Genomic DNA, 17,659 nt, shown 5'->3' on the forward strand with positions numbered 1-17,659 from the left:
CTCGTCATTGCATAACGGAATTGTCCATGATCATTACATTACCCTTGCTGAATTATGTAAAAAGCAACCATGACATTCAGGCCATTAACCAATGGCGCACCGATGTCGAAAATCAGCTACAACAATGTTTTGAAAATGGACAATCCATTCGTGAAGTGATTTTGGCGCGTTCTAACCTGATTGATGAAGCGCTCACTTTCTTATGGCAACATGCTGAATTAGACAAAACCAATTTAAGCCTATTTGCGGTAGGTGGCTATGGGCGCAAAGAAATGCTGCCCTATTCCGATGTCGATATTATGGTGTTGTCGGAAGATGCAATCACATCAGAACAAGAACAACTTATTTCGACCTTTATTTCGTCTTTATGGGATGTTGGCAACTTCAAACCTGCCACCAGCGTGCGGACTATTCAAGACTGTGTGATTCAGGCAACCAGTGATTTAACTGTTGCAACTGCCTTGATTGAAGCGCGTTTAATTACAGGAAATCAGCAACTTGCCAAATGGCCGCGTCGTATTGTTTCGCAAACTTGGACAGATAAAACCTTTTTTGATGCCAAAATGGAGGAGCAAAGCAAGCGTTACGCGCAGCACAATGACACCGAAAGTAATTTAGAACCTGATATTAAAAATGCTCCGGGCGGTATTCGTGACATCAACCAAATTGGCTGGATTGCCAAACGCCATTTTCGCGTCAATCGTATTTACGACTTGGTGCATTTAGGTTTTATTTCAGAATTTGAATTGGGTGTACTTGAAGAAGCCGAAAGCTTTTTATGGGAAATCCGTCATCATCTCCATCGTTTAACCAAACGTGATGAAAACCGTTTATTGTTTGATTATCAACGAGATATTGCAGCAACTTTTGGCTATGTTCGAGAAGAAGGTAAACCGCAAAATTACCCGATTGAACAATTTATGAAGCGTTATTATCGCTCTGCACAGCAAGTTTCCACTTTAAATGAAATGTTGCTGGCCTATTTTAATGAGTCGGTCATTACCCCGCGTTTGCCTAATTATGAACGTAACATTGAAGAAATTAATGAAAATTTTAAACTGGTCGATGGCAAACTTGCCGTGCAGCACCACAAAATTTTCTCAGAAAAACCAAGCGCAATTTTAGAAATTTTCTATTTATTGGCCAATCGTCCTGAAATTGAAGGAATTCGCGCACGAACACTGCGCCTGCTGACACTTGCAGCCAAGCGTATTGACCAAAGTTTCCGTGATGATCCAACGCATCAAGCGCTGTTTATGGCAATTTTGCGCTCACCGCACCGCTTGTATAATACCTTGGTGACTATGAAACGCTTAGGTGTATTGGGCAATTACATCCCCGCTTTTGGTCAAATTACAGGTTTAATGCAATACGACTTATTCCATATTTATACAGTCGATGCGCACATTTTACTATTACTCCGCAACTTAAGCCGCTTCAAAGAACCTGAATTCGCGAAAGATTTTCCTGTGGTCAGTTCGGTATTTCAGCGTTTAGCCCGTCGTGACATTATTTATTTGGCTGCGATTTTCCATGATATTGCTAAAGGTCGTCGTGGTGATCACAGTGAACTTGGTGCGGTAGATGCGATTGAGTTTTGCCGTAAACACGGATTTACTGAACGTGAATGTAACCTTGTGGCATGGTTAGTCAAAAATCACTTGTTGATGTCAGTCACAGCACAGAAAAAAGATATTTCTGACCCCGATGTGGTCAAGGAATTTGCCGAAAAAATGGGAGATATGGAGCATTTAGATTATCTCTATACCTTAACGGTTGCTGATATTAATGCGACTAATCCAACACTCTGGAACTCATGGCGTGCATCCTTAATGCGCCAACTTTATACGCAAGCGCGTGATGTCATTCGCTCAGGACTTGGGCGTCCCGTCGATTATCAAATGCTGATTGAAGACACCAAATTTGCGGCAAGCGAGTTACTGGTTAAAGATTTTGAACTCAGTGCTGTTGAAAAAGTCTGGCAAGAACTGGGCGATGAATACTTTATTAAAGAATCTGCCGATGAAATTGCATGGCATACCCGCGCGATTTTGGAGCATGGCGATAATCCTGCACCATTAGTGCTCATGCGCGCGCACCGAAAATCAGCACAAGACGCAGTACAAATCTTTATTTACACGCAAGACCAACCCAACCTATTTGCCACAACTGTCGCTATTTTAGACCGCATGAACCTTGACGTTCAGGATGCACGAATTATTACTGCGACCAAAGCCTTTAGTTTGGATACTTACGTGGTCTTAGACCGTTTTGGCACACTCTTAACAGACCCTGAACGTGAAGAAATGGTGATTGAGGCTTTAGTGAATGCCTTGAGCCAGTCAGATAAATATCCGGGTCTGATGCAACGCCGCATTCCGCGTCAATTACGTCATTTTGACATTGAAAATACAGTAGAAGTGACTTTCAATGCAGCGCTGAATCAAAACATGGTCGAAATTGCCACACTAGATCATCCCGGGTTACTCGCCAAAATTGGCGGCTTGTTTATGATGCAAGGCTTAGATATTCACTCCGCCAAAATTGCCACCCTGGGCGAACGTGCTGAAGATATTTTCTTTGTCACAAAAAAAGATGGCAACCCAATGACAAAGTCTGAAGCAGATACCTTTGCCATCCAGCTCAAAGCTGCTTTAGATGAGGCCTCTAATCAGGTCTGTGGTCAACATTAACTTCAATTTACGGAACACCCATGAACTCAAGTTTGTCCTTATTACATCCTTACCCTTTTGAAAAGCTAAACAAACTATTTCAGGACGTACAACCTGCAAATTTGCCGTTAATTCCACTGTCTATTGGCGAACCTAAACATCCTGCACCTGAATTTGTCAAACAAGCCATTATTGATAATTTTCAGCATTTATCGACTTATCCGAACAGCAAAGGTCTGCCTGAATTACGTCACAGCATTGCCCATTGGCTGACACAACGCTTTCATTTAAAACAAGTTAACCCAGACACTCAAGTTCTCCCCGTTTCAGGTACACGTGAAGCGATTTTTTCCTTCGTACAAGCATTGATTCGACGTGAAGATGCACCCTATGTAGTGATGCCCAATCCGTTTTATCAAATTTATGAAGGGGCAACTTTATTGGCAGGTGCCCAACCTTATTTCATCAATTGCACCGAAGACAATAATTACTTGGGTGATTTTGATGCCGTACCTGCAGAAGTCTGGGAAAAAACCGCTTTATTATTTGTCTGCACACCAGGAAATCCAACGGGTGCTGTCCTTTCAAAAGAACAATTTAAAAAGCTAATAGCTTTGTCAGATCAATATAATTTTGTCATTGCATCTGATGAATGTTATTCGGAATTATGGTTTGACCAAGCTCCTACAGGTTTACTGGAAGTCTGTGCCGAACTTGGACGCGATGACTACAAAAACTGCATCGTATTCCATTCTTTGTCTAAACGCTCAAACTTACCCGGCATGCGTTCAGGCTTTGTTGCGGGCGATGCCAACTTATTAAAACCTTATTTGCAATATCGTACCTATCATGGTGCGGCAATGCCTGTACAACATCAATTGGCATCTATTGCAGCTTGGGATGATGAACAGCACGTTGAAGATAATCGTCAACAATATCGCGCCAAGTTTGAATTATTCCAAACGGAACTTGGGCATTTACTGCCATTAAAAAAACCAGATGCAGGTTTTTATTACTGGCTCAAAGTCGACCATGATGAAAATTTTGCCAAAATATTGATGGAAAAAGCCCATATTAAAGTGCTGCCAGGTCGGTATTTATCTCGTGAAACCGCACAAGGTAACCCGGGTGAAAACCATGTTCGCTTAGCTTTGGTTGCAGATTTGGCGCAATGTGAACAAGTAATTCAACGTCTTAAAGCGATTTTATAAGTTAATGATTTCAATTAAATTTAAGGCGATCATCTGATCGCCTTAATTATCTTACTTGCACAAGCGCAAGCCTTTATCGTAAAGCCTTTTCAATTTCCGCCTGCAAATCTTCAGGTTTTGTGGTCGGAGCAAAACGGTTCAACACCTTGCCATCTTTGCCAATTAAAAACTTGGTGAAATTCCATTTAATTCCGTTGCCCAAAATACCTTTACTGTTATTGGTCAGGTAACGGAAAATCGCATGTGCTTCAGGACCTTTCACATCAATTTTGCTAAACATTGGAAAACTGACACCATAGTTTTTTTGGCAGAAGCTCCCAATTTGCTCATTGGAGCCTGGATCTTGCCCACCAAACTGATTGCACGGAAAGCCCAAAACTTCCAGACCTTGGTCTTTATATTGTTGGTATAACTTTTCCAAACCCGCAAATTGAGGCGTAAAACCACACTTGCTGGCTGTATTTACAATCAACAAAACCTTCCCTTCATAATCGCTAAAGGCTTTATTTTGTCCATCTAACAACTCAGCTTCAAACTGATAAATGTTGGTCATGGATAATTTCCCTCATCATTTTTTTCTTGTGTTTTGAGTTCTAAAGAAGCCGAATTGACACAATAGCGCAATCCTGTTGGCTGTGGACCATCATCAAAAACATGCCCTAAATGTGCGTCACAATGATGACAAACAATCTCAGTACGCTGCATGCCATGCGAACCATCCTGATGTTCTTCAATCACCCCAGGCTGGATTGGACGATAGAAACTTGGCCAACCGCTACCGCTGTCATATTTTGTTTCAGATGAGAATAGCGCTGTACCGCAACAACGACAGGTATAAATCCCCTCTTGTTTAGTATTCCAATATCTCCCCGTAAAAGCAGGCTCCGTGCCTTTTTGACGTGTAATCCGAAATTCCTCTGGTGATAACTCTCTTTGCCATTCTCGGTCTGTTTTATTGAGTTTTCCCATCACTAACTCCTTTAAATCTTTGACATTCAGTGTCATGCTTCAGTACTTCCATTTTTACGCTAGACCTTGCAAAATATCTAGCTAAATTTCAGCATAGATTGTGATATTTCAGTAATCTATAATTTATTTATCTTCTAATCATTGGATGGAACTATGTCCGTACTAGGTAACACGACTCCGCGCGAAATAAAAAAATCATCAAAACTTGAGCATGTATGCTACGACATTCGCGGACCTGTGTTACGAGCGGCCAATGAAATGGAAGAGGCCGGTCATAAAATTATTAAACTGAATATTGGCAACCCTGCCCCATTCGGTTTTGAAGCGCCACAGGAAATTATTAATGATGTCGCATTGAACTTGCCTAATGCGATTGGTTATACCGACTCCAAAGGGATTTTCCCTGCGCGTAAAGCGATTTGTCAGTACTATCAGCAAAAAGGCATTTTCGATATGCATGTCAATGATGTGTATATTGGCAACGGCGTGTCTGAACTGATTGTTATGGCGATGCAAGGCTTGTTAGACGATGGCGATGAAATGCTGGTACCAATGCCTGACTACCCGCTTTGGACTGCGGCAGTGAATTTATCGGGCGGTACTGCTATTCACTACAAATGTGATGAAGAAAACTTTTGGTATCCAGACATTGCCGATATGGAAAGCAAAATCACGCCAAATACGCGCGGTATTGTCATTATTAACCCGAATAACCCAACGGGTGCGGTTTATCCACGTCATGTGTTGGAACAAATTGTAGCATTGGCAAAAAAATATGACTTAATTTTATTTGCCGATGAGATTTACGACAAAATTATTTATGACGGCATTGAGCATGTTGCGGTTGCAGCTTTAGCGGGTGATCAGCTTTGTATTTCATTCAATGGCTTGTCTAAATCGTATCGCATTGCGGGCTTCCGTTCAGGCTGGATGGCGATTACAGGCGATAAATCACGCGCTGCAGACTACATTGAAGGTTTAGACATGTTGGCGTCTATGCGCTTGTGTGCCAACCATCAGGCGCAGTACGCGATTCAAACAGCATTGGGTGGTTATCAGTCTATCAATGACTTGATTCGTCCGGGTGGTCGTTTATACGAACAACGTAACATTGCATGGGAAATGCTGAACGACATTCCTGGCGTGTCTTGTGTCAAACCTGAGGGTGCAATGTATTGCTTCCCGAAACTTGATCCAAACGTCTATCCAATTGAAGATGACGAAAAGTTAATGCTCGATTTACTCAAAGCAGAAAAAGTTTTGTTGGTTCAAGGTACAGGTTTTAACTGGCCAACGCCTGATCATTTCCGTGTGGTGTTCTTGCCAGCAGAAAATGAATTACGTGAAGCAATGACACGTTTAGGTCGTTTCTTGGCAAAAATCCGCTAAGACTTCACCGAATCTCTGTTGTAAAATGCCGTGTTAAACACGGCATTTTTTATGGATTTGATTTTTATTTCTATTTTATCTTTACATCTCTTGTTCATCATCAAGTGGTCACATAGCAAAGCGATACTCAGACACTTGGGGATACACTTTTACACGCCCGCAAAAGCATGCTGTAATAGCCACAAGCGATTAAGTTTCAGGAACTGAGCATGCACTACCAAGTTCATCTTATTGATGCGCAGAAACCATCACAAAACTATATTTGGTTGCTTGAACATTGTGCCAGCAAACAAGTGGTGGTGGTTGACCCAACTGATGCCAAACCTGTTGAAGGTTTTTGCCAAAATCATGGTTTAGAGATCGCGCAAATTTGGTTGACGCATTGGCATCAAGACCATATTGGCGGTGTGCCTGAACTCATTGCAGAACGTAATTTACCTGTTTATGGGCCACGTGAAGAATTGAGCAAAATTCCGTTTATCACGCATCCTTTACAAAACCAAGATCATATCAATTTTCATGATTTACAGGTCGATGTTATTGCCGTTCCGGGACATACCTTGGGGCATATTGTGTATTTTATAGATGCGTTGGATGTATTGTTCTGTGGCGACACTTTATTTGCGATGGGCTGTGGGCGTGTTTTTGAAGGTACATATTTGCAAATGTATCAATCTTTAAACCGCTTGGCAGCGCTGCCTCCGCGTACCCAAGTATATTGCACCCATGAATATACATTGGCGAATGCACAATTTGCACTGCATGTAGAACCCGACAATGTTGCCATTCAAGAGCGTTATCAACAAATTGAAAGTTTACGCATGCTTAATCAACCCACTTTGCCAAGCAGCATCGAACTAGAACTGGAAACCAATCCATTTTTAAGGGCCGAAAGTGTCGAAGAATTTCAGAAATTACGTGAACTCAAAGACAACTTTTAAATTGATGCTTTGATCATAAAGCATCTGATATTTCTCTCGGATTATAAAATCTGATTACTGGCAGCAAACTCATCTAATTGAGTTTGCGTCACCACACGCACAGCATTCATTTCATCGACCCGCACCAAAAGTAAATTGGACAATGCAGGCTGATAACGGCGTGCGCTGCCAAAAGGCGTATAAGCCACATTGGATTGTGAAGAAAATAGCAACCAATCTTCATGCCCAAGCATCACAGCAAAAGGCTCTAGCCCTTGATTTTGCATCTGCTTCACTATGTGCTCAACCTGCTGTTGGATTGTTTGTGCAATCATGTCTATTTTCCAAACCTTCAAACTCAACCATAGTATAAGCTAATGTCTATTTGGTACCGACATGCTCCATACTGATCTCCATTGCATTAAATTAAAGCTTGGCATAAAAAATGGATAATCCCCATATGTTCATGCTGAAAATAAATACAGCCTAAAACTAAAAATCATTAACAAAATATTTCTAAGTCATCTTTTGGCAATATATCTAAGACCTTAAAATTAATTACGCCACCTCAGTTAAAATAATAAATATCAATAATTTACAAATAAATAATTCTTTTAAAATATTCTAATTGCTTAAAAGGACTTTAGATTTCTAAAAATCAGTGAAAAAAATGTTAAAGAAATACATTTCTGCCCTTTAAAAATTCAAGAAATATCCCTATTAATAATTAAATAAATGGATAGGAGTTCTCTCGTGAAAAAAGTTGTTAAAGCAAAAAATTTAATTGCGTTTCGTATTTGGTTAGAAAAATTAGGTTATTCAGTCAAAAATTTGGCGGATGGTCACGGTTTCACATTTAGCTTTCAAAAAGAATATGGTTTGGTCACTTGCGAGCTTTCTGGTAATGCTTTAGCAATGAAATTAGGCGAGGAATTTGAAGACCATTTAAAAGCATAAGTACTTATACAATATAGATAAGTATGCAATAACGGTTGAACTTGATAGGATGCAAAAATAAAAATTCAAATCGTATTTCATCAACATTTAAAGATGATCTTGCCCATAACCTGTTTATAGGCTTTTTTTATGTTGAATTTTAAATCTTAAAATACATCTAAGCCTTGTCAAAGAGATGCAATGATTTAAAGCTAAAATAACAGGCAATAAAAAAGCAAGGTCATTGCCTTGCTCTTTAATGTATGGTGGGGACGGAGAGACTCGAACTCTCACACCTCGCGGCGCTGGAACCTAAATCCAGTGCGTCTACCAATTTCGCCACGTCCCCAACATCGGGTACCAACTGAGTTGTTGGATTTTAATTTGGCAGAGGATCAAGGATTCGAACCTTGACGAACGGTTTTGGAGACCGTCATGCTACCATTACACCAATCCTCTGTAACTTAAAATCAAGCTGACTTGATATTTAAGTGGTGGGGACGGAGAGACTCGAACTCTCACACCTCGCGGCGCTGGAACCTAAATCCAGTGCGTCTACCAATTTCGCCACGTCCCCGATGGCTGTGTATATTATAGAGATCACTTCCTGATGACAAGCCTTTTTTATAAAAAAGCACAATGACTGTTTAAATAAAAAACAAAAAACTATTTTTTGATTTTTTCTTAAGCATATTCAGCTACTAAGCCATAATTTTAACTCAGCAATACTCACTGCACGCTGCGAATAGGACTTTGCCAGCATGTGATTCAGCAGAGGTAAAAATGCTTGTAGATGTATGGGAAGTTGAATATGCAATCTTTGACAGTGCAAATATGCCCAATCGTGGTAACTCTTTGCCTGTAAGCGTTGTTGCGTTAACCACTCATAAAAAATAATGCCTAACGCATAAATATCACTTTGTGCAGTTTTAGGCTGTCCGTGAAATAATTCTGGCGCCATATAACGTGGTGTGGCGGTCATCCCCTGACATTGAATATCTGCAACTTGCTGTGCTTGCTCAAAATCTAACAGTTTGATTTGCCCATCTAACTGCACAATATGTTCAGCTTTTAAGTCGGCATGAATCCAACCCAATTGATGCAATGCATCCACTGCTTCAAAGACACGCAAAAATATGTGTTTAATCGCTTCTGTATATTCAGGTAGATTACCCATCGCAAAAACAGCTTGCGCCTCAGGTAAAATTAAAGCACGTGAATAGACCTGTGAATAATGCGATGAAATGTCGTGTGAATTACCCTGCGGCTGAATATGAATGGGTGCAGCATCCATCAATTCACATGGCAATAAAAAAGATAAATGTGATGATTGCGCGTACTGTTTATAAAAGTTCCATTCTTGTGCAAAGCCCTGCTCTACTGTCGCATAAACTCCCTGTTGTTGGGCTTTCAGCCAATAAAACTGCCCTTGATGTTCAAAACGATAAATATGCCGACCATGTTGCAAACTTTGCGCTTTACTGCGCAACTCGAACTGCGCAGTATCTAGCTGTTGAACATCCAAATTTAAAACATTAAACAACACTTGCGCCAGTGCGCATTTCTGCTGCGACTTCGGTGGATACCTCTATTTGAGGTGCATTTAATAATTCTAAGCAATGTTGCAAAGTTTTACCGACACGTGCATGCGTTTCAATCGATGAAATTTTCGGCCAAGTCGCACGCTCGCCTTCACGCTGTAAAATTTTAAATAAATGTGGTTTCGGGTTTTGCAACATATAGCTGTAATGACGCAGGTTATAGCTTCCTACAATATTCACATCACCATAATAGCGTTGATCGACAATGCCATAGCCATGATCTAGCAAACGACGCACTGGCGGTACAGCTCCTGCGCGCTCACGTACAAAATCCATTACCCCACGACTAATGACTTTGCCCTGACGACGAATAATCCGTTCTGGCCAACTCAGCATATCTTTACGATAACGCTTAATATCATCCTGCATAAAAGGCACTACATGTGGATTGACCTGACTGGCGATGGTGTAGTTAATATTATACAAACGTGCCATTTTTTCCTGTGGGAAATCGCTACGCACACTGCCATCCACCCAACGGGTTTTACCCATATATGGAGTGTGTTCGCCATCATAACGCTTGTTGGTTAAACGTACTGGTGGAAATAAAATTGGCACAGCACACGAGGCCAACACCGCACTCCAAACCAACAAATCTGGCGCAGTGAAGCTGTTCATAATGCGTGAGTCTTGCGATGCATCATAAGGCGCAACCGCCACATTAATATGCAAACCTGATTTTTGAAAAGCTTCTTCAAACGTGGTATCGCCCAAGTTTTTGATCAGGAATTTTTTTAAATAATGCACATCGGCAATTCCACCATTGCCTTTAAGAATTTCGCGCATTTGTCTAAACTGAAATGCTTCGTGGAAAAATGACTCACCACCCAAAATATGCTGTACTTCTTCAGGTTTTGCGATGCCTAGCATTGCAGTCATTATTGCACCCGCGCTCGAACCCGACAGCACTTTAGGCATTAAATCCTGTTCAAGTAAGGCCTTACAAACACCTGTATGAAACAAACCTAGCGTTGCCCCACCAGAGAACATCAAGGCAGGTTGTCCGTATGCAGTTTGGCATTGCTGAAAAAACTCTATTTTTTCTACTTTGGTTAAAGCCTGACATTCATCTGAAGCGACAAAAGCCAAACTTTTACTGACTTCATCCACATAATCTTCAATAATTTTTTTAGTACCCACATAGGTTGCAGTAAACAACATCGGATGGGCAATATTGGCGATGTCAAAAGTTAAACCTTCACGCAAAATATAAATTAAATCGTGACTGCGTTCGGTGGTGCGATAACGGCGTAATAAATTTAAACGATGCGAGATAATTTCCGCATCAAAATATGGCGAACTGTTGTCATATTTCCATTCTTGCGCACCAGTTTCTTCATCTATACGAATGGCAATACTTTTCCATTCTTCATACGATTCGGCATTTTGAATTTGGCGCTTGAGTTTTTTTATGCGATAGGCTTGATGCGGATTAACATCTTCGGTGAAATCTTTAAATAACATAGCATTCCTCAATCCGTTGGTTTATTCGCAGCACTACGCTTGCCTATGCCTACTATACACAACAATATCTAAAAAATTGTAATACGCGTCAATGACTCGATTCACACTTTGATTGTCAAATCTAGGTCAATTGCGCTAGTCTTAAAGTGTAGCAATCTGATCTGCATTTTTTAAGCTGAATTATCATGGCAAACCTAGATTTACCCGACAACATCTTATTATCACTTTCTCATGTACTCCAACAACTACAGCAAAGTTTACCTGCTTTAAAACAAGAAACCGACTTTTCCGCCATCGCATTCAAATGGCAAGATCGACAATTGATAGCGATTCAACAACCCAAAAAAATTGATTTAGATGATTTAAAAGGCATCGAAAAGCAAAAAGAAAAAGTCATTCAAAACACCTTGCAGTTTTTAAATGGCTTACCTGCCAATGATGTGTTACTTACAGGCTCACGCGGTACGGGAAAATCATCTATTGTACGTGCCCTATTGACCGAGTATGCCAATCAAGGATTACGTTTAATTGAAATTGAACGCGATGATTTGTCTGAATTGCCAGAAATTCAAAAAATCATTCAGCATCGTCCTGAAAAATTTATTGTCTACTGTGATGATTTAGCTTTTAACGCAGAAGATGAAAATTATCGTAGTTTAAAAAGTGTTTTAGATGGTTCATTACAATCAGGTTCCAGTAATTTTATTATTTATGCAACCAGTAACAGACGTCATCTATTACCTGAATTTATGCATGAAAATACACCTGTCACTCGTGTAGATGTACCGCAATATACTGAGTTGCATCCTCAAGAAGCAATTGAAGAGAAAATTTCACTGTCTGATCGCTTTGGTCTATGGCTGTCGTTTTATCCAATGGATCAAAATCTATATTTAGAAATTGTGGAGCATTATTTACACAAAGCCGAAATGCCAATGACTGCCGAAGTACGTGCAGAAGCATTAAGATGGTGTCAGGCACGTGGACAGCGTTCAGGGCGTGCTGCCTATCAATTTTCTAAACACTGGATTGGCTCGCAGCAACTTAAAGCACTTTAAATATTTTAATGGGTTGTTTGCATATAGAAGATAGTCAGCAACCCACTCTATTTAAACGCGCTAAATGACTGAGCGACTACTGACCTTGTTCTGCAGCAATCCGTGCCAATGTGTCTTTATAAAATTCTTCGCCATGCGCCTGCATTTCTGCCACAGTCGGCTCTCCTACATATACTTCTTGCGGTACTGTCGCTTCAGGTGTGATAGCCGAAGGATGAGTTGCTACAGTAGTCAAACGAGTCGGTACTTCGACCTGTTGGGCTGTCACTGAACTCGGCTGATTTTCTGTACTATTTATATTTTGCTGTATTGACTCAGCCCCTTCGCAAGCGGTCAATACCATCATCCCCATCACACAAATAATGCAAAATGTATTTTTAAATCGCATGTTTATCTCAATTGGTTTTATATTAAATATCTACCAAAAATCATAGTTTAAAGTTGAAAACACAACAATTGGACAGGACCCACAGATTTAAATACTGCTGTCAGCTACTTTATGGATTTCTATAAATTGTAGGATGAGTGCACAAAAAAAATAAAGAAGTTCTATTTGAAACCAATACGTGAAATAAAGTTTGGGATAGAATATGACTATAAAATTTCAGAAAAATTATTAAAAAATATTTATATTGCAATTATTTAATTTTACTTAATAAGATCAACTTTAGTCCATTGTATTATTTTATGAACCCATTATTCGCTTAAGATGCAATCTCTTTAAAACAAACAACGGTTAAAAAATAATGTTTAAATTTAAAAATTTGTTAATTACAGTAAGTTTAATTACAACGCTTACAGCATGTACACAAGTGAAAACGCAAGAGTATTATGCCGAGAACTTAGATGAAGCTAAAAAAGTTTTGCAGAAGTGCGAAGAAATGGCCAATCAAGGTAAATCACTAGAAGGTAAAAAATTAGAAAACTGTACAAATGCAGGGAATGCTGTGATGCAAGGCATGATGAAAGATCTTACCAAAGGTTTAATGGACGCAGTTCGCTAAGTCTTAAGTATTCGTTTCTAATATTAATGTAAAAATTTAGCATATAAAGTCAGAGGCAGATTATTGCCTCTGATTGATTTTATGCTACGAACAACTTAACCCGCAGTTGGATTGGTAAGCTCCGTCATCGGCCAACGTGGTGTAGTCGTAACCGATAAACCATCTTGCTGCCCTGCTTTTAAACGCTGATAGCCCGCAAAAGCAATCATTGCACCATTGTCGGTGCACAATGCAGGTTCTGCATAATAAACCGTTGCACGAATTTTAGCTAAATCTGCTTCTAAACGCTCACGTAACCGAGTATTTGCACTCACCCCACCCGCGATCACCAAGCGTTTTAAACCTGTTTGTTTTAAAGCTTTTACCGATTTTTTCACCAAAGTATCAACAATCGCTTCTTGGAAACTTGCCGCAATATCGGCATCACGGTTTTCATCACCTAACTTTTTCATTTGTACTGAAACCGCAGTTTTTAAACCGCTAAATGAAAATTCTAAGCCTTGGTGCAACATTGGACGTGGAAATTCAAAAGCTTTGGCATCGCCTTGTTCAGCTAGTTTGGCGATATTTGGCCCACCCGGATACGGTAAACCCATCATTTTGGCAACTTTGTCAAAAGCCTCGCCTGCAGCATCATCAATCGACTCGCCTAACAATTCATATTGGCCAATGCCATAAGCTGCCATGAGCTGTGTATGTCCACCCGAAACCAATAAAGCGACAAACGGAAATTCTGGCGGTGTCGCAGACAATAATGGTGCAAGCATGTGCCCTTCCATGTGATGCACCCCAATTGCAGGTTTATTTAAGGCAAAAGCTAAAGTTCGTCCAAATAATGCGCCTGTCATGAGTGCGCCCATTAGCCCCGGCCCACGGGTATAAGCCACTGCATCAATTTCAGATTTTTTGACTTGGCTCTGCTCAAGCAATTGATTGATTAAAGGAATAAGTTTGCGCACATGGTCACGTGAAGCCAGTTCGGGTACCACACCACCATACTCTGCATGCAATTTAATTTGGCTATACAGTACTTGCCCGCGCAAACCTAACTCGCTGTCATACAGTGCAAGTCCTGTTTCATCACAAGATGTTTCTAAGCCTAAAACGATCATTAAATTGCCTATAACCTGTATCAATTCTATTGCGAAACCTATTATAGACTTGTGATATGAGATGTAAATGAGTAAAATACTGACCTTCACTTGTGATCGTGGGCAATTTCGCCCAGATCTTATCCATAACTTAATGAGGATTCTTCATGCCACAAGTTAAATTGAAAGAAGGCGAACCAGTAGACGTAGCTATCCGTCGTTTCAAACGTTCTTGCGAAAAAGCAGGTGTTTTAGCTGACGTACGTAAGCGTGAATTCTACGAAAAACCAACTCAAGAACGTAAGCGCAAAAAAGCTGCTGCTGTTAAACGCTACCAAAAGAAATTGGCGCGTGAATCAGTACGTACTACTCGCCTTTACTAATTAATTTGTGATTGCCTGTCTGGATTAAATGATGACGACTTTAAAAAACCAAATCACTGACGTTTTAAAAGCGACTATGCGCGCCAAAGAAATGGATAAGTTAACGGTAATTCGTAGTCTACAGGCAGCAATTAAGCAAATCGAAGTCGATGAGCGCAAAGAGCTTGACGATGCTCAGGTTCTTGCGGTCATTGAAAAGCAAATTAAACAACGTAAAGAATCGGTTAAAGCCTTTGAAGGCGCTGGCCGAGAAGATTTAGCTAGTAAGGAACAAGCCGAAATTGAGGTGTTATCTCAGTTTCTACCAGAAGCTATGACTGAGGAAGAACTTGATTCCATGATTGCGCAAACCATTCAAGCGCAACAAGCTACTAGCATGAAAGATATGGGTAAGGTGATGAACTCTCTGCGTCCGCTCATAGCCGGGCGCGCCGATCCTGCACAAGTATCTGCAAAAATTAAAGCCAAATTAAGCTAATCAGCTCATCCCAAATTTGTGTTTATCCAAATACTCATTTAAGTCAGATTAAACCTGTTTAACCTTTCTCTCTAATACTATTCAGTAAAATGCTAAACAAGGATGAGATAACTATTACTCACCCTTAGACACTTTTGCTTTAACTTTTTACTTTAAATCGCAGTTCACTTGATATTTTTTCAGTAATTGCATTTCTTTAGATGTGCTGACCTGCTGAATCACGTCCTGTTTATTAATATTCTGATAACGACGATCCAAATAGGCACGGTTTTCATCTGCTGCCTGATATAAACGATCGACATAACGACTAACAATGCCGCAAAACTGCTGCTGTTGCTGCGGATTAAAACCCTGCTGTTGTGGGTTTAAGCCTCGTAAAAACTGTCGGGTATCTTGTTTATATTGCGCATTAATTTCTTCAACAGCCAACACATACTGCTCTGCGCTCGCAGCATAGACATTTTGCAAGGTCATCCCCAAAGTAAGGCATAAATAAATATATTTTTTCATTTTCAAGTCAGGGTCGTTTCAACTCAAGTTCTATTTTAGCATTGTATATTCGGTGAATAACTATTCACACGACTCAATTGCCAAAAAGTTGGGTTTGTATTGCGCAAATGCTTGCTCACATGGTTCGGGAACTTTGCCTTGAGTCACTGTCCCTAAGCGTAAGCGAATAATATCGGGTAAATCTAGCCGATAAGAATAAATCGGGCTGCCACACTCCTGACAAAATACCCGTGCTTTATTGGGACTATGAAAATATTCTTTTAGATATTTTAAGCCACGCACCACTTCAAAATGTTCGCGTGCCACTGGACTATTCCATCCCATAATACCGCCTTGCGCACGACGGCAATGCTGGCAAAAACATAATATTGTTTTTTCAATTTCGGCATGGTAACGGTAATACACCGCACCACATAAACATTGTCCCTCAATCATTCTTAAACTCCTTTTCTTTATTGTTATGCCACCGTATGTACGCCCGACTTATATTTTTAACTGTCGTTCTCTTTGCATTTCAGTCACACGGTTTTTTATATTTGCCGACATCGCCTGATTGTCTTTGGCTAAACGCTGCGCGTGCAGTAATGATTTAATTGCCTCTTCTTCCCAACCTGACCAATACTGTACTTCTGCACGATACCGTAACACATTTACCGTGCGTAATGCAGAGCTTCGGTCTACATTTGCCGCTTGCTGCATTAAATTCCATGCCGATAAATCACGTGGATTTTTTTGCAAGAAATCCTTCAAAATACTTTCTGCTTGCGTAGTTTGATTTTGACGAATCAAAACCTCGGCCCATTTATAATTCAGCGCACGATTTTCAGGCATAATTCGCGCAGGTGAACCAATTGTTTTGAGCGCTAAATCAATTTTATTTTGCCCTAAATAAATGTCAGTTTGAATAAGTGTCAATAAATTATGTAAACGATTGTGACTTTTGGCCTGATCTATACTTTGTTGCGCCAAAACAAAATCGCCTTGCTGGCTATAAAAATAAGCCAAAGCCAAATTCGCCGCAAAATGGTTGCGGGTTGCAAATGCTTTAAGCTGCTGTTCTGTCGCCTGCTGCGAAACCACCAAACTATATAACTTTAAAATCTCAAAGTCTTCATCACGCAGCGAGGTTGGCACTGGTGGCAATTGATTGGCACGTAAACGCGCCTCACTCATCCGCTCTGTGGTTAAGGGATGGGTAAACCAAAAGTCAGGTAAGAAGCTCACTCGACTCGTAGTACGGTGCATCACCTCAAAAAAGTCTGCCATGCTTTGTGGGTTATAGCCTGCGCTATACATATATTGCATGCCAATACGGTCTGCTTCACGTTCCTGATTACGGCTATAAGTCAATTGCTGATCCATTAAAGCGGCTTGAGAACCCATCATCACCGCTGCGCCTGCATCACCATCGGCTTGTGAGGCAACCAATGCCCCAACCACAACCCCAGCGAGTGCCAACAAACCCTGTCCTTTAAATGCCTCTTGAGAGCGACTGTAATGACGTTGCGACACATGCGCAATTTCATGCGCCATCACGCCCGCAACTTCATCCATATTACGGGCAGAATTAATAAGACCTGTGTTTAACGCAAATAAACCACCCGGCACAGCAAAAGCATTAATTTGTGGATCATTGATAATGAGTAGCCCAATGGGTTGCCCCAATTGAGTTTGGCTGAGTAGATGCGAAAACGTATTGATTAATTGATCTTCCAGCCACGGGTTTTGCGTGACAGGCATTTTACGCTGCACTTCCCGATAGACTTTTTCACCAATACTGCGTTCTTTTTGCTGATCAATTAATCCCACACCACTGCCTATTTCAGGCACATTAAATTGTGGTGTGGTGGTTAAATTGGCACTTTGGGTTGTCGCAATACTGGCAAAACTCAAACCGCAGATCAGTAATAGATGTTTCAATGGATGATCTCAAATACATATTTTGCATAATGATTCACTATAACATTGAAAAA

The 17,659-nt window shown here is 40.5% G+C and carries 19 protein-coding genes and 3 tRNA genes; 9 read left to right on the forward strand and 13 right to left on the reverse strand.

Annotation, left to right across the window (positions count from 1 at the left end; genetic code table 11):
* Positions 1 to 26 precede the first annotated feature (26 nt).
* A complete protein-coding gene (gene glnD, locus FTU39_RS00210; RefSeq protein ID WP_180051578.1) occupies positions 27 to 2,693 on the forward strand; it encodes a [protein-PII] uridylyltransferase in 2,667 nt (888 codons plus the stop codon).
* A gap of 20 nt (positions 2,694 to 2,713) precedes the next feature.
* The gene (dapC, locus tag FTU39_RS00215) at positions 2,714 to 3,883 is read left to right on the forward strand and encodes a succinyldiaminopimelate transaminase (protein WP_179996544.1); all 1,170 of its coding nucleotides are present in this window, start codon (positions 2,714 to 2,716) and stop codon (positions 3,881 to 3,883) included.
* A gap of 73 nt (positions 3,884 to 3,956) precedes the next feature.
* Here the strand turns inward: dapC and FTU39_RS00220 are convergent, their stop codons facing one another.
* Both FTU39_RS00220 and msrB read right to left on the reverse strand, forming a co-directional pair.
* The gene (locus FTU39_RS00220) at positions 3,957 to 4,436 is read right to left on the reverse strand and encodes a glutathione peroxidase (protein ID WP_096902294.1); all 480 of its coding nucleotides are present in this window, start codon (positions 4,434 to 4,436) and stop codon (positions 3,957 to 3,959) included.
* Positions 4,433 to 4,852 (reverse strand): peptide-methionine (R)-S-oxide reductase MsrB, encoded by a 420-nt coding sequence (gene msrB / locus FTU39_RS00225; protein WP_096902313.1) that lies wholly within the window; start codon positions 4,850 to 4,852, stop codon positions 4,433 to 4,435. The genes FTU39_RS00220 and msrB overlap by 4 nt, the downstream gene beginning before the upstream one ends.
* Before the next feature lie 153 nt (positions 4,853 to 5,005).
* On the opposite strand from msrB, the gene FTU39_RS00230 reads away from it, so the two are divergent.
* Positions 5,006 to 6,241 (forward strand): pyridoxal phosphate-dependent aminotransferase, encoded by a 1,236-nt coding sequence (locus tag FTU39_RS00230; RefSeq protein ID WP_004971448.1) that lies wholly within the window; start codon positions 5,006 to 5,008, stop codon positions 6,239 to 6,241.
* A gap of 209 nt (positions 6,242 to 6,450) precedes the next feature.
* Complete coding sequence (gene gloB, locus FTU39_RS00235) at positions 6,451 to 7,182, forward strand: hydroxyacylglutathione hydrolase (RefSeq protein ID WP_104851820.1); 732 nt, start codon at positions 6,451 to 6,453, stop codon at positions 7,180 to 7,182.
* 41 nt (positions 7,183 to 7,223) lie between these two features.
* On the opposite strand, the gene FTU39_RS00240 is transcribed toward gloB, so the two are convergent.
* Positions 7,224 to 7,448: a hypothetical protein gene (locus FTU39_RS00240; protein WP_373686601.1), complete on the reverse strand. Its 225-nt coding sequence runs from the start codon at positions 7,446 to 7,448 to the stop codon at positions 7,224 to 7,226.
* Between the two features lie 466 nt (positions 7,449 to 7,914).
* On the opposite strand from FTU39_RS00240, the gene FTU39_RS00245 reads away from it, so the two are divergent.
* Positions 7,915 to 8,118 (forward strand): hypothetical protein, encoded by a 204-nt coding sequence (locus FTU39_RS00245; RefSeq protein ID WP_004971452.1) that lies wholly within the window; start codon positions 7,915 to 7,917, stop codon positions 8,116 to 8,118.
* Positions 8,119 to 8,361: 243 nt separating this feature from the next.
* Here FTU39_RS00245 and FTU39_RS00250 read toward each other — a convergent pair.
* The 5 genes from FTU39_RS00250 to FTU39_RS00270 all read right to left on the reverse strand — a co-directional run bounded on the left by FTU39_RS00250 (position 8,362) and on the right by FTU39_RS00270 (position 11,162).
* Positions 8,362 to 8,446, reverse strand: a tRNA-Leu gene (locus FTU39_RS00250).
* 36 nt (positions 8,447 to 8,482) lie between these two features.
* A tRNA-Trp gene (locus FTU39_RS00255) sits at positions 8,483 to 8,556 on the reverse strand.
* Between the two features lie 33 nt (positions 8,557 to 8,589).
* Positions 8,590 to 8,674, reverse strand: a tRNA-Leu gene (locus FTU39_RS00260).
* 117 nt (positions 8,675 to 8,791) lie between these two features.
* Positions 8,792 to 9,643 (reverse strand): protein kinase, encoded by an 852-nt coding sequence (locus FTU39_RS00265; protein WP_180051580.1) that lies wholly within the window; start codon positions 9,641 to 9,643, stop codon positions 8,792 to 8,794.
* A complete protein-coding gene (locus FTU39_RS00270; protein WP_096902519.1) occupies positions 9,633 to 11,162 on the reverse strand; it encodes a DUF3336 domain-containing protein in 1,530 nt (509 codons plus the stop codon). Before FTU39_RS00270 ends, FTU39_RS00265 begins: the two co-directional genes overlap by 11 nt.
* Before the next feature lie 185 nt (positions 11,163 to 11,347).
* Here FTU39_RS00270 and FTU39_RS00275 point away from each other — a divergent pair, with 185 nt between their 5' ends.
* Entirely contained in the window at positions 11,348 to 12,220 is an 873-nt protein-coding gene (locus tag FTU39_RS00275; protein WP_179988429.1) for an ATP-binding protein, read from the forward strand.
* A gap of 76 nt (positions 12,221 to 12,296) precedes the next feature.
* Here the strand turns inward: FTU39_RS00275 and FTU39_RS00280 are convergent, their stop codons facing one another.
* Complete coding sequence (locus tag FTU39_RS00280) at positions 12,297 to 12,608, reverse strand: hypothetical protein (protein ID WP_104851815.1); 312 nt, start codon at positions 12,606 to 12,608, stop codon at positions 12,297 to 12,299.
* 358 nt (positions 12,609 to 12,966) lie between these two features.
* Between FTU39_RS00280 and FTU39_RS00285 the strand changes: the two genes are divergently transcribed.
* Positions 12,967 to 13,224 (forward strand): EexN family lipoprotein, encoded by a 258-nt coding sequence (locus FTU39_RS00285; protein WP_004971457.1) that lies wholly within the window; start codon positions 12,967 to 12,969, stop codon positions 13,222 to 13,224.
* Between the two features lie 95 nt (positions 13,225 to 13,319).
* Here FTU39_RS00285 and tsaD read toward each other — a convergent pair whose 3' ends face one another.
* Positions 13,320 to 14,336 carry a tRNA (adenosine(37)-N6)-threonylcarbamoyltransferase complex transferase subunit TsaD gene (tsaD, locus tag FTU39_RS00290; protein WP_004971458.1) on the reverse strand — a complete coding sequence of 339 codons (1,017 nt, stop codon included), beginning with the start codon at positions 14,334 to 14,336 and terminating at the stop codon, positions 13,320 to 13,322.
* A gap of 146 nt (positions 14,337 to 14,482) precedes the next feature.
* Between tsaD and rpsU the strand changes: the two genes are divergently transcribed.
* Both rpsU and FTU39_RS00300 read left to right on the forward strand, forming a co-directional pair.
* Complete coding sequence (gene rpsU, locus FTU39_RS00295) at positions 14,483 to 14,698, forward strand: 30S ribosomal protein S21 (protein WP_001136722.1); 216 nt, start codon at positions 14,483 to 14,485, stop codon at positions 14,696 to 14,698.
* A 31-nt stretch (positions 14,699 to 14,729) separates the two neighbouring features.
* Positions 14,730 to 15,176 (forward strand): GatB/YqeY domain-containing protein, encoded by a 447-nt coding sequence (locus tag FTU39_RS00300; protein WP_104851814.1) that lies wholly within the window; start codon positions 14,730 to 14,732, stop codon positions 15,174 to 15,176.
* A gap of 147 nt (positions 15,177 to 15,323) precedes the next feature.
* Here the strand turns inward: FTU39_RS00300 and FTU39_RS00305 are convergent, their stop codons facing one another.
* The 3 genes from FTU39_RS00305 to FTU39_RS00315 are packed head-to-tail and all read right to left on the reverse strand — an operon-like array spanning position 15,324 to position 17,606.
* Entirely contained in the window at positions 15,324 to 15,686 is a 363-nt protein-coding gene (locus tag FTU39_RS00305) for a hypothetical protein (protein WP_004971462.1), read from the reverse strand.
* Positions 15,687 to 15,746: 60 nt separating this feature from the next.
* Complete coding sequence (locus FTU39_RS00310; protein ID WP_096902524.1) at positions 15,747 to 16,121, reverse strand: GFA family protein; 375 nt, start codon at positions 16,119 to 16,121, stop codon at positions 15,747 to 15,749.
* A 48-nt stretch (positions 16,122 to 16,169) separates the two neighbouring features.
* The gene (locus FTU39_RS00315) at positions 16,170 to 17,606 is read right to left on the reverse strand and encodes a M48 family metalloprotease (RefSeq protein WP_178318511.1); all 1,437 of its coding nucleotides are present in this window, start codon (positions 17,604 to 17,606) and stop codon (positions 16,170 to 16,172) included.
* Positions 17,607 to 17,659 lie beyond the last annotated feature (53 nt).

Origin of the sequence: Acinetobacter sp. YH12099 (genome assembly GCF_013419195.1) — a bacterium.
GTDB lineage: Bacteria > Pseudomonadota > Gammaproteobacteria > Pseudomonadales > Moraxellaceae > Acinetobacter > Acinetobacter towneri.

Coding starts and splice junctions, on each gene's coding strand:
- FTU39_RS00305 (WP_004971462.1), bottom strand. CDS start 15,686: ATGAAAAAATATATTTATTTATGCCTTACTTTGGGGATGACCTTGCAA.
- rpsU (WP_001136722.1), top strand. CDS start 14,483: ATGCCACAAGTTAAATTGAAAGAAGGCGAACCAGTAGACGTAGCTATC.
- FTU39_RS00300 (WP_104851814.1), top strand. CDS start 14,730: ATGACGACTTTAAAAAACCAAATCACTGACGTTTTAAAAGCGACTATG.
- glnD (WP_180051578.1), top strand. CDS start 27: ATGATCATTACATTACCCTTGCTGAATTATGTAAAAAGCAACCATGAC.
- msrB (WP_096902313.1), bottom strand. CDS start 4,852: ATGGGAAAACTCAATAAAACAGACCGAGAATGGCAAAGAGAGTTATCA.
- gloB (WP_104851820.1), top strand. CDS start 6,451: ATGCACTACCAAGTTCATCTTATTGATGCGCAGAAACCATCACAAAAC.
- FTU39_RS00230 (WP_004971448.1), top strand. CDS start 5,006: ATGTCCGTACTAGGTAACACGACTCCGCGCGAAATAAAAAAATCATCA.
- FTU39_RS00275 (WP_179988429.1), top strand. CDS start 11,348: ATGGCAAACCTAGATTTACCCGACAACATCTTATTATCACTTTCTCAT.
- tsaD (WP_004971458.1), bottom strand. CDS start 14,336: ATGATCGTTTTAGGCTTAGAAACATCTTGTGATGAAACAGGACTTGCA.
- FTU39_RS00285 (WP_004971457.1), top strand. CDS start 12,967: ATGTTTAAATTTAAAAATTTGTTAATTACAGTAAGTTTAATTACAACG.
- FTU39_RS00240 (WP_373686601.1), bottom strand. CDS start 7,448: ATGCAAAATCAAGGGCTAGAGCCTTTTGCTGTGATGCTTGGGCATGAA.
- FTU39_RS00280 (WP_104851815.1), bottom strand. CDS start 12,608: ATGCGATTTAAAAATACATTTTGCATTATTTGTGTGATGGGGATGATG.
- FTU39_RS00220 (WP_096902294.1), bottom strand. CDS start 4,436: ATGACCAACATTTATCAGTTTGAAGCTGAGTTGTTAGATGGACAAAAT.
- FTU39_RS00310 (WP_096902524.1), bottom strand. CDS start 16,121: ATGATTGAGGGACAATGTTTATGTGGTGCGGTGTATTACCGTTACCAT.
- FTU39_RS00270 (WP_096902519.1), bottom strand. CDS start 11,162: ATGTTATTTAAAGATTTCACCGAAGATGTTAATCCGCATCAAGCCTAT.
- dapC (WP_179996544.1), top strand. CDS start 2,714: ATGAACTCAAGTTTGTCCTTATTACATCCTTACCCTTTTGAAAAGCTA.